The sequence below is a fragment of the Neorhizobium descurainiae genome (assembly GCF_051400715.1).
Classification (GTDB): domain Bacteria; phylum Pseudomonadota; class Alphaproteobacteria; order Rhizobiales; family Rhizobiaceae; genus Neorhizobium.
Genome location: NZ_JBLFFK010000007.1, coordinates 278,529 through 289,414 on the forward strand (window position 1 = coordinate 278,529; position 10,886 = coordinate 289,414).

The 10,886-nt window shown below is 61.5% G+C and carries 10 protein-coding genes; 8 read left to right on the plus strand and 2 right to left on the minus strand.

The window, feature by feature from the left end; genetic code table 11:
- Positions 1-254 precede the first annotated feature (254 nt).
- The 8 genes from ACMGE0_RS15300 to ACMGE0_RS15335 all read left to right on the plus strand — a co-directional run bounded on the left by ACMGE0_RS15300 (position 255) and on the right by ACMGE0_RS15335 (position 8,725).
- A complete protein-coding gene (locus ACMGE0_RS15300) occupies positions 255-1,184 on the plus strand; it encodes an ABC transporter ATP-binding protein (protein ID WP_436816717.1) in 930 nt (309 codons plus the stop codon).
- Between the two features lie 17 nt (positions 1,185-1,201).
- Positions 1,202-1,981: a class II aldolase/adducin family protein gene (locus ACMGE0_RS15305; protein ID WP_436816718.1), complete on the plus strand. Its 780-nt coding sequence runs from the start codon at positions 1,202-1,204 to the stop codon at positions 1,979-1,981.
- 44 nt (positions 1,982-2,025) lie between these two features.
- Positions 2,026-3,051: an ABC transporter substrate-binding protein gene (locus ACMGE0_RS15310; protein WP_436816719.1), complete on the plus strand. Its 1,026-nt coding sequence runs from the start codon at positions 2,026-2,028 to the stop codon at positions 3,049-3,051.
- The gene (locus tag ACMGE0_RS15315) at positions 3,048-3,845 is read left to right on the plus strand and encodes an ABC transporter permease (RefSeq protein ID WP_436816720.1); all 798 of its coding nucleotides are present in this window, start codon (positions 3,048-3,050) and stop codon (positions 3,843-3,845) included. The genes ACMGE0_RS15310 and ACMGE0_RS15315 overlap by 4 nt, the downstream gene beginning before the upstream one ends.
- The gene (locus ACMGE0_RS15320; RefSeq protein WP_436816721.1) at positions 3,842-4,603 is read left to right on the plus strand and encodes an ABC transporter permease; all 762 of its coding nucleotides are present in this window, start codon (positions 3,842-3,844) and stop codon (positions 4,601-4,603) included. Before ACMGE0_RS15315 ends, ACMGE0_RS15320 begins: the two co-directional genes overlap by 4 nt.
- A 6-nt stretch (positions 4,604-4,609) precedes the next feature.
- On the plus strand, positions 4,610-5,905 hold the full coding sequence (locus ACMGE0_RS15325) for an LLM class flavin-dependent oxidoreductase (protein ID WP_436816722.1): 1,296 nt from the start codon (positions 4,610-4,612) through the stop codon (positions 5,903-5,905).
- Between the two features lie 575 nt (positions 5,906-6,480).
- Entirely contained in the window at positions 6,481-7,878 is a 1,398-nt protein-coding gene (locus tag ACMGE0_RS15330; protein ID WP_436816723.1) for an APC family permease, read from the plus strand.
- Positions 7,879-7,891: 13 nt separating this feature from the next.
- The gene (locus ACMGE0_RS15335) at positions 7,892-8,725 is read left to right on the plus strand and encodes a class I SAM-dependent methyltransferase (RefSeq protein WP_436816724.1); all 834 of its coding nucleotides are present in this window, start codon (positions 7,892-7,894) and stop codon (positions 8,723-8,725) included.
- Positions 8,726-8,848: 123 nt separating this feature from the next.
- On the opposite strand, the gene panB is transcribed toward ACMGE0_RS15335, so the two are convergent.
- Positions 8,849-9,670 carry a 3-methyl-2-oxobutanoate hydroxymethyltransferase gene (gene panB, locus ACMGE0_RS15340; RefSeq protein WP_436816725.1) on the minus strand — a complete coding sequence of 274 codons (822 nt, stop codon included), beginning with the start codon at positions 9,668-9,670 and terminating at the stop codon, positions 8,849-8,851.
- Entirely contained in the window at positions 9,667-10,545 is an 879-nt protein-coding gene (panC, locus tag ACMGE0_RS15345) for a pantoate--beta-alanine ligase (protein WP_436816726.1), read from the minus strand. The genes panB and panC overlap by 4 nt, the downstream gene beginning before the upstream one ends.
- Positions 10,546-10,886 lie beyond the last annotated feature (341 nt).

A 10,886-nucleotide genomic window follows, 5' to 3' on the forward strand; every position in this document is an offset into this window, starting at 1 on the left:
GTCAAAAATCAGACACCCACTGCACAATAAATGTGAGTTTATGAACTCGAAAATCAATTTTCTGTATACATAAATTGAATATACGAATAGCTTTCGCACATAATGATGTGCGCGGTGAGGGATTTTCGCTCAAACTAGACCTGCACGCGCAACAATCGACAATTCTACATCGATCCTGCGACCGATTGGAACTTGGCATGGAGCTTGCTTGTATTCTTGTAGCGAAGAACTGCATACGTACAGGAGTGGCGAGCATGACAGGAAGGGCGATGACGGAGGAATATTTTCGCGGCCCCGCTGCCGGCGCGATGGGGTTGATCGACCTGCTGAAGTCGTCGAAGGGGAGGGCCGTGGGGCAGATTCCGGCAAAGCTGGAGGCAACCGAGCCTGTCGATGCCGGCAAGCCGCTCATCGAACTGCGCAACGTTTCCAAGACCTTCGGCGCGGTAAAAGCCCTGCAGGATCTCGAAGTGTCCATCCGTCCCGGCGAACTGGTGACGGTCGTTGGGCCGTCCGGCTGTGGCAAGAGCACGCTCTTCAACATCCTGGCCGGGCTGGAGGAGCCGGATCCCGGCAATATCCTCAGGCTCAAGGGGGTAGGCTCGGCAGCGTCCGACCTGCTCGGCAAGGTCTCGTTCATGCCGCAGCGCGATCTTCTTCTGCCTTGGCGCAACGTGATCGACAACGCCATTCTCGCGCTCGAGATCGAGGGCATGCCGCGGGCCCAGGCGCGCAGGCAGGCGATGGAAATGTTGCCCGAGTTTGGTTTGACCGGTTTCGAGGCTCAATATCCGAACCAGCTATCGGGCGGCATGCGCCAGCGCGTGGCGCTCATGCGCACCTTCCTGTTCAAACGCGACCTGATGCTGCTGGACGAGCCGTTCGGGGCCTTGGATGCGCTGACGCGAACGATGATGCAGCGCTGGCTGCTCGACGTCTGGCAGAAGCACAAGCGTACGGTCCTGTTCATAACGCACGATGTCGACGAGGCGATCTTCCTCGGCGACCGGGTTCTGGTGATGACCGCGCGCCCCGGCCGCGTGAAGCTTGAGCAGACCGTAGACCTGCCGCGCCCGCGCAGGGCCGACATCGTGACCTCCACCGAATTCATTGCGCTCAAGAAAACTCTTCTCGAGGCGATCGAGGAGGAAAGCATGAAATCCTTCCAGATCGCCGGACACTGATACACGAGGAATTGACTATGACTGACCATTATTCGGGCCGTCCCACCCATATCCCCGAAGCGGAATGGAAGGCGCGCGTGGATCTTGCCGCCTGTTATCGCATGGTTGCGCGCCTCGGCATGGACGACCTGATCTACAACCATATTTCCATGCGGGTGCCCGGCCATGAAGACCAGTTCTTGCTGAACCCTTACGGTTTTCTGTTTGAGGAAATCACCGCGACCAGCCTGGTGCGCATCGATACCCAGGGCAACAAGCTCGACGACACCCCCTATACGGTGAACAAGGCGGCGTTCGTCATCCATGGTGCGATCCACAAGTCGAGCCATGACGCGGTCTGCGTGCTTCACACCCATTCCGATGCCAGCGTCGCCGTCTCCTGCCAGGAGGAAGGCCTGCTGCCGCTCAGCCAGTTCGCCATGCGTTTCTACAGACGCCAGGCTTTCCACGCCTACGAAGGCGTGGCGATCGACCTCGCCGAGCAGGAGCGGCTCATCCGCCACCTCGGCGGCAACCGGGTCATGCTGATGCGCAACCACGGCATACTGACCGTAGGCCGCACCCCGGGCGAGGCGTTCATGCTGCTCTACTACTTCGAACGTGCGGCGCGCATCCAGCTGGATCTCCAGGCGGCAGTGGCATCGGGCGCAAAGCTTGTGATCCCGCCGGACGACGTCTGCGAAAAGGCGGCGCGGCAGTTCTGGGAGAGCAAGGGCGACATTCTCATCGCCGGTGAACGGGAGTGGCCGGCCTTCCTGCGTCAGCTCGACCGGGAAGGATCCGACTACCGGCAATGAGTTGGGTGGAGGTCGACAACAATCAAGACCAACAGAGAGGTTCCATGCTTAACAGACGCAACATACTCGCTGCCTTTGCAGCGGCCGTCCTCGGTCTTCAGGGGCTCACCATGACCGCAGCTCCTGCAACCGCTCAGGACGTGGTCGATGCCAGCCTGCGCCTCAAGTGGCTGACCCAGGCCCAGTTCGCAGGCTTTTACGTCGCGCTCGAAAAGGGCTACTACAAGGAGGAGGGCATCAACCTCACCATCAATCCGGGCGGGCCGAACCTCCTTACGGAAAATCTCGTGGCCACCGGCGCCGACACTTTCGGTCTCTCCGGCGGGACCGACAGCGTTTTCGCCGCACGCGACAAGGGCATGCCGATCGTCTGCATCGGTGTCGCGCATCAGGTCACACCCTTCGTCTTCGTCTCGCACAAGGATGGTCCGGTGCAGGCCGTCGCCGACTTCAAGGGCAAGAAGGTCACCACTTGGTTCACCGGCGCCAACCACGTGCTTTCCGCCATGCTGTCGAAGGTCGGCATCGATCCGAAGGAAACCGACATCCAGCCGCAGCAGGTGTCCGTCACACCGTTCGTCGACAGGCAGGTCGATGTCGTCACCGCCACCCGCTATAACGAGCTCTACGTCATCAACCAGCGCGCCGGTAAGGACAATCTCAACCTGTTCGTGCCCGAAGACAGCGGCGTCTCTTTTCCCCGCGACACGCTGATCGTCTCCGAACAGACAGCAGCCGAGAAACCGGAACTGGTGGAGAAGTTTCTGCGCGCCAGCGTGAAAGGCTGGAAGGATGCGTTCGCCCACGAGAAGGAAGCGATCGACATCATCATGAAAATCGCTCCGACCCTCGATCGTGCTCAGCAGGAATTCATGCTGTCCGAGATCAAGACGCTGATGACGGCCGGCAAGGCGTCCACCGATGGCCTGTTCACCATCGACAAGGATGCCGTCGGCTCCGCCAACGACCTGCTCGCCCAGTATGGCGTCATCTCCAAGCCCGTCGACCTCGATGCGGCCTTCAATCCCAGCTTCATCGACAAGATCCCCGCCGGGGAAAGGCGCCTATGAGCGGCGGCAGCGCGTATGCCGCAAACCTGCCCGTCATACCGACGGGCAGGATCTATGCGGCCCTCAAGCCGGTTCTCTGGCTGGCGCTCGGCCTGCTGGGCGTCGAGGTGCTCGTGATAGCGTTCGAAATCCGTCCCTATTATCTGCCGCGCCCCAGCGCGATCGCATCGGGTATTCTGGCGACGCCCGGCGCTTATCTCGCGGGCCTCTGGCGCACATTCCTCGAAACGGCGGTTGGCTTTGTCGCGGGCAGCCTGTTCGGTGTGCTGATGGCCGTGATCTTCCATCGCTGGGTCGCGCTCAGGGAGCTGTTTTTCCCGCTTTTCGTCGTCTCGCAGACCATTCCCGTGATTGCCTTTGGCGCCGTCGTCGTCCTCTGGTTCGGCAATACCCTATTCGCCAAGGCCGTCATCTCCTTCTACATCAGCTTCCTGCCAGTCACCGTAAACACATTGCTCGGCTTCTCTTCCGTCGATCCCCGCCAAGTGCAATTGATGCGCAGCTTCGGCGCCCATGACAGGCAGATCCTGCGCCGGCTCTACCTGCCGGCGGCGCTGCCGCAGCTTTTCGTGGCGCTGAAACTCGCCTCGTCGCTAGCCCTCGTCGGCGCAATCGTCGGCGAATGGTTCGGCGACACGACAGGCCTCGGCGTGCTTCTGTTGCAAGCGATGTACAACGAGAACGTTGTCGGCATCTGGGCGACAATCGTGGTTTCCGCCTGCCTCGGCATGGGGCTCTACAGCCTGGTCTCCTTTGCCGAGCGCAAGATCGTGTTCTGGGGAGGCGAGCAATGACCACGCTCATCCAATCCGACAGCGCGCGCCAGATCGGGCGCGGCATTGCCGGCGCCCTTCTGGTCGCGGCCGTATGGGAAATTTCCGCGCGCGGCCTCAATCTTCCCGCCTACGTCCTGCCCTCCGTCACCAGCATCCTGGCCGGCATGGCGAAAGACGCCGCCAGTCTCGTGGAGGCGGCGCGGTTTACGGCGGCGGAGTCCTTCGCAGGCTATGTGATCGGCTGTCTCGTCGGCATGGCCGCTGCCATTCTGGTAACGATGATCCCGAGCGCGCGCAGCGTCGTGCTGCCGCTGGCAACCGCCGTCAATTCCGTTCCGGTTGTCGCCTATTCTCCACTGGTGCTGTTGTGGTTCGGCATTGGCATGGCCTCGAAGATCGTGATGGTGGCGATCGCCGTCAGCTTCACCATCTTCCTCAGCACGATTGCCGGGCTCGATCGCGTCGATCGCAAGTCCGTCGACCTGATCCGCTCCTTCGGTGCCGGACGGCTCGCCGTGCTCTGGCGTTTGCGCCTGCCCACCGCGCTGCCGCTCATCATCGCCGGAATGCGCGTTTCCACGGTTCGCAGCGTGATCGTCGCCATCGTGACCGAGATGCTGGGTGCCTATGGCGGGCTTGGCTGGGTGATCTACCAGGCCGTGCTGCAGATCGACTTCGTGAAAGTCTGGGCCGCCATCATCGTCGCCTCGGCCATCAGCCTCGCCTTCTTCGGCGCCATCAGTTTTGCCGAGCGGCGTTACGTCTTCTGGAGATAGCATACCATGACAAGCAAGATTCATCTTGGCCTCTTCCTGCTGGGCACCGGCAGCCATGTTGCCGGCTGGAGAATGCCGGGGGCGGTGGACAGTTTCCAGGACATCGAAATGGTCAAGCAGATCGCGGTAGAGGCCGAGCGCGGCCTGTTCGATCTGATCTTCATGGGCGACAATCTTCACGCCGATCCGGCTGCCCACCCTTCGTATACGGCGCGCCTCGAACCACTGACGCTCCTGTCGGCCATTGCCGGCGCAACGAAGCATATCGGGCTCGGCGCCACGGTATCGACGACCTACAGCGATCCGTTCACTGTGGCGCGCCTGTTCGCCTCGCTCGACCATCTGAGTGGCGGGCGCGCTGCCTGGAACGCGGTCACGACGGCGAACCCGACTGCCGCCGCCAACTTCGGCACGGTCCATCCGGACCACTCCAAGCGATATGAAATCGCCGAGGAGTTCCTGGCGGTCGTGCGCGGCCTGTGGGATTGCTGGGCAGACGATGCGATTGTCGCCGATCGCGAGACAGGTCTCTACATCGATGCGGCCAAGGTTCGTCCCCTCGATCACGAGGGCGCCCATTTCAAGGTCAAGGGGCCGCTCAATATCGGGCGTTCGCCGCAGGGTCAACCTGTCATCCTCCAGGCGGGCGGTTCAGGCCCGGGTCAGGAACTGGCCGCGAAATCCGCCGATATCGTCTTCTCGGTCACGCAGGACCTCGACGAGGCGCGCGCTTTCTATCGATCGGTCAAGGGCCGGCTTGCTAAATACGGCCGGTCGGAGGATTCTATGGTTATCCTGCCCGGCGTGATGCCGATCGTCGGCCGGACCGAGCGGGAGGCGCACGACAAACTGGCGCAATTGCAGGGTTTCGTCAGCGAGACGAATGCGCTGTCGCTGCTCTCCGACCGCTTCGGCATCGACATGAGCGTTTACGACCTCGACGGTCCGATCCCGGAAGATCTTGCGCCCTCCGACAGCTATCACGCCTTCGCAAAGGTCATGCTGGACAAGGCCAGGCGCGAGAACATGCGCCTGCGCGACGTCTACAATCTCATGGCGGCGGCGCGTGGGCACTGGGTGCTCTGCGGGACGCCGGAATACGTCGCCGGCACGCTGGAAACCTGGTTCACCACAGGGGCTGCAGACGGCTTCAACGTGATGCCCTCGCATTTTCCGGACGGGCTCACCGATTTCGTCGACATGGTGGTGCCGATCCTGCAGGAGCGCGGGCTCTATCGCACCGAATACGCAGGAACCACCCTGCGCGACCGCCTGGGTTTCGCACGTCCCGCACGGGCTTGAAGGGAAAGCTCCCGCTTCCCCCGCCCTCGTGGCCGCACGCTTCTTCCGCATCGACACTCTGGCATGCGATCGTGAGGCGCCGTCCATTTGTTCGGCGGCAGGACGCCCGTAACCGAGCGCTTTTCCTCGAACTGGCTGGAAAGCAAAACCGGCGCCAGTACTGGAGGATGCTCTGGTGAGGCTTGGACCTGGCTGCCGGATGGTAACGGGCCGCATCACAACTGCATTAGCTAGAAGTGACGAACGCTTCCTTCACATTTGCTCACAAGCCGCGTGAAGCCATGCCCCCTACAAAAAAGTGTTTTGTTTTCTGACGGCAAAGCTTTCGCAGATCTTCACCTAGAGGATCACAATGGCGAGACAAAAACGTGATTAAGCCGCTGATTTTACGGCATTTTGATCACGCTTAACCAATTGAGGCCACCCCCCGAAGCCTTTAGCATCCCGCCAGTATTTGCCGGAACGGAGATATCGGCATCCCATTTTGCATTTCGCTGCCTTCTTCCCAACAGCCCCGTTTCGGTCGGTTCCCAAGGGACCACAGCGTTCGGCCGATCAAGCGAAGGAAATCATGAATGCCGAAGTCAAATAAATCCGGGCCGCGGACAGCGGAGCCACAGGCGTCCCTCTCAGTCTTCGACGCGGTAACGATCATGGTGGGGCTGGTCGTCGGCATCGGAATATTCCGAACTCCCTCGATCGTGGCTGCCAATGTGGAGAGCGAGCTCGCCTTCCTTGCCGTCTGGGTAGCGGGCGGGGTCGTCACGCTGATCGGGGCTTTATGTTATGCTGAGCTTGCGGCTGCTCATCCCCATGCCGGTGGCGAATACCATTTCCTGTCGCGTGCCTACGGCAAGCCGGTAGCGGTTCTGTTCGGGTGGGCCCGCGGTTCGGTCATGCAGACCGGAGCGATCGCCGGCGTGGCTTTCGTCCTCGGCGATTATCTTGCCCAGCTATTTCCGCTTGGTCCCTACGGTTCCGCAATCTACGCGGCCTTGTCGATCATCGTTTTTACCACCGTCAACGTCATCGGGACCTGGCAGAGCAAGACGCTGCAGATCGCCATAACCTTGGTGGAAATCGCCGCCGTCGTCGCGATCATTCTGTTCGGATTCTTGAGCTCGCCGGTGCAGCCGCCGGCCGCGCCGAGCGAGGCGTCCCCGAATGCCGCTCTTGGAATGGCAATGATCTTCGTACTGCTGACCTACGGGGGCTGGAATGAGGTCGCCTACCTGACCGGCGAGATCAAGGACGCCCCGCGCAGGATTGCCAAAGTGCTGGTGCTGGGGACTGCGGCGATCGCGACGCTCTACGTTCTGGCGAACGCCGCCATGCTCGCAATCCTTGGTCTCGAGGGGCTGCGCGCTTCGGACGCGGTCGCGGCGGATATGATGCGCATTGCCGTCGGTCCCTCGGGCGCGGTGATCGTCAGCCTGGCGGTCGTCGTCGCGGCGATCTCGACCTTGAATGCGACGATCTTCACCGGCGGACGCGTCTATTATGCGATGGCGCGCGACCTGACGCTCCTGCCGCGCGTCGGCGAGTGGAACGAACGAGGCAAGACGCCCGCCAACGGGCTTGTCATGCAGGCAGCGGTCGCCCTGGCTCTCGTCGGAATCGGCGCAGGCACGCGCGACGGCTTTCAGGCGATGGTCGACTATACGGCGCCGGTTTTCTGGGGCTTCCTCCTGCTGATGGGCATTGCTGTCTTCGTCCTGCGCTGGCGCGAGCCAGATCACGTCCGGCCTTACAAGGTCCCGCTTTACCCGCTGACGCCCATCCTGTTCTGCCTCACCTGCGCCTACATGCTGCACGGCAGTCTTGCCTATACGGGCGTCGCCTCTCTGATCGGGCTGGCGGTACTTGCCGCCGGTGCCCCCCTCTTGCGCTTCCAGCGCCCGGACAAGACGGAGATTGTCGCTGTTGCCCAGCCCGGGCCGCGCTCCGCGCCGTCCCTCAATCAAGCCCCGTGAAAGGAGATCTGTCATGTCGATGCTTCGTAATCTCGCCTTCGCATGTGCCGTTGCGGCAATCCCGCTCAGCAGCCCGCTGGCACAGACGACGCCGGCTCCGAGCACGTCGTCGGAGAGCTATACGCCAAGGGTCGGCCAGGAAGGCAAAGACGTTGTCTGGGTGCCGACACCCCAGGCACTGGTCGATCGGATGCTGGAAATGGCCAATATCACCAAGGAGGACCATGTCATAGACCTCGGCTCCGGCGACGGGAGAACGGTCATCAGCGTTGCCAAGCTCGGTGCCCGCGCTCATGGCATTGAATATAATCCCGATATGGTTGCCCTTTCGAAGCGCAACGCCGAAGCCGAAGGCGTCGCCGACCGGGCCACCTTCGTGGAAGGCGACATCTTCGAATCGGACTTTTCGGATGCTTCGGTCATCACGCTTTTCCTGCTGCCTGAACTGAACCTCAGGCTGCGTCCGATCCTGCTCGACATGAAGCCCGGCACCCGTGTGGTTTCCAACAGCTTCGATATGGGTGACTGGGAGCCGGATGACCGCGTCGAGGCTGGCGGCGATTGCGAAAGCTATTGCCGGGCCTTCAAATGGGTCATTCCTGCCAAGGTCGCCGGCGAGTGGCGCTTCGGCGAAGGACAGCTGACGCTGACGCAGACTTATCAAATGCTATCCGGAACACTGACCCAGAACGGTCGGACGCATAGGATCAACGATGCCAGGATGGATGGCACGGACATCACGTTCACCGCCGGAGGCACACGTTACACCGGGAAAGTGACTGAGGGCACGATGAGCGGCACGTCCGCCGACGGCGGGAACTGGACTGCAGCACGCACCGCAGGCTGACAGGATGGGCCTCGCCTCGTGGGATGCCAACCTCGTTTCCGAAGTGCACAAGATCGGCGGCGGCAAAGGCCGGCGCCAACCGGGCGGCATGGCTCGGCGCGGAGTGGATGTCGGGTTGAAATCTCACGATCGGGGTGTGAACGTATGCTCCTTCGACGGGAACGCCCTCGCTCGGACTTCATCGGCATAGGTCTTTGCGGCTTCTGCAATGATGCTGCCCATTTCGGCATAGCGTTTGACGAAGCGCGGCGTGAAGTCCTTGAAAAGGCCGAGCATATCGTCGGAGACGAGAATTTGCCCATCGCAGGCCGGCGAGGCGCCGATGCCGATGGTCGGCATCGACAGAGCATCGGTCAGCTCGCGGGCGAGGGGTTCGACGGTGCCCTCGACGACGACGGCGAAGGCGCCGGCTCCGCCCACCGCCAGCGCATCCCGCCTGATCTTTGCCGTTTCGCTGTCCGAATGACCGACCGAGCGATAGCCGCCGGTCGTGTGCACCTGTTGCGGCATCAGCCCGACATGCGCACAGACGGGAACGCCTCTCTGGGCCAGAAACGCGATCGTCTCGGCCATTTCCTCGCCTCCCTCCAGCTTCACGCCGTCGCATCCCGTCTGCTGGAGAACCTGCACGGCGCTTCGAAACGCCTGTTCCTTCGACTCCTGATAAGTCCCGAATGGCAGGTCGACGACGACGCAGCTTCGGGAGACGCCGCGCATCACCGCCTGACCGTGGGCGATCATCATGTCGAGCGTGACGCCGACCGTCGTTTCCATGCCGTAAAGCACCATGCCGAGGGAATCCCCGACGAGCAGCAGGTCGCAATGTTCGTCAAGGATTCGGGCAACGGGGGTCGTATATGCGGTAAGGCAGACGATCGGCTGTTTGCCTTTCATTGCCTGGATCCGCGCAGGCGTGAGGCGCCTTTCCTTTTTCTGCATGCTCATCGGTCCGTCCTCGATACTTCGTCGCTCTTCAGTCCGATGACCCGGTTGTCGAGCAGGCGGGTCGAGCCGATCCGCACGAACAACGCGACAAGCACGGGTCCGGCATGGAGGGAGCGGATCGACTCGAGCGTCTCCGGATCGCGGACCGCGACCACTTCCGCGAATGCCAGAGGCTCTGTTGCGATGAAGGCCGCCAGGGCAGCCTCCAGTACTGCCGGATCGTCGAGGCCCTCGCGATAATGGCGCTCCGCTTCATCGAGTGCAGCCGGTATGATTTTCGCAGCCAATCGTTCGGCCGGATTGAGATAGACGTTCCGGGACGAACAGGCGAGGCCATCTGCCTCCCGCACCGTCGGCACGGCGACGACGCGGACAGGTTGGGCGAGATCCTCGACCATGCGCCTGATCAGCACGACCTGCTGGAAATCCTTCTCCCCGAAATACGCGGATTGCGGCTGGACGATGTTGAAGAGCTTCGTTACCACGGTCGCGACGCCGGCAAAATGGCCGGGGCGGACGGCGCCTTCGAGCTGGCGCCCGATATCCGGCACATCGACGACGGTTTTCATGGGGCGGGGATACATGTCCTCCACCGTGGGCGCGAAAAGGATATCGACACCGGCATCCGCGAGCATCTTCCGATCTCTTTCGAAATCCCGCGGATATTTTGCCAGGTCTTCGCTTGGTCCGAACTGCAACGGATTGACGAATATCGACACGACGACGATGTCGTTTTCCGCCTTTGCCCGGGAGATCAGCTCCATGTGGCCGGCATGGAGAAACCCCATGGTGGGCACGAAGCCGATCCGGCGTCCGGCGCCGCGATAGCCGGCGAGATGGTCACGCAGATCGGAAATCATCTGAAAAACGCGCATGATCGCCTCCCGACAGCGCGCCGGCGGTTCAGCTCACCGGCGGAGCGGGATAGAAAGGCGATTTGGCAAAAGGGGTCAATGCGCGATCCGCAATAATATCGATTAGCATTCCTTGGGCTGATATCGTCCGGCGGGTGCCGCCAGCGATATGTCGCAGAGCATCTTAGGCGTCGGCAGGCGAAGGCACATGGCTGCAGGCGATACTTTATGTCGTGGCCTGTATGTATTGAGATGATAACGGATTTGTATGTTCCATAAGATAGATTATGTGATTATTGGATGTAGCCGCAAAGTTGAAGTGTCCTGTTTCTGCAAAGTTGGAATGTCACACTCCCCCGGCC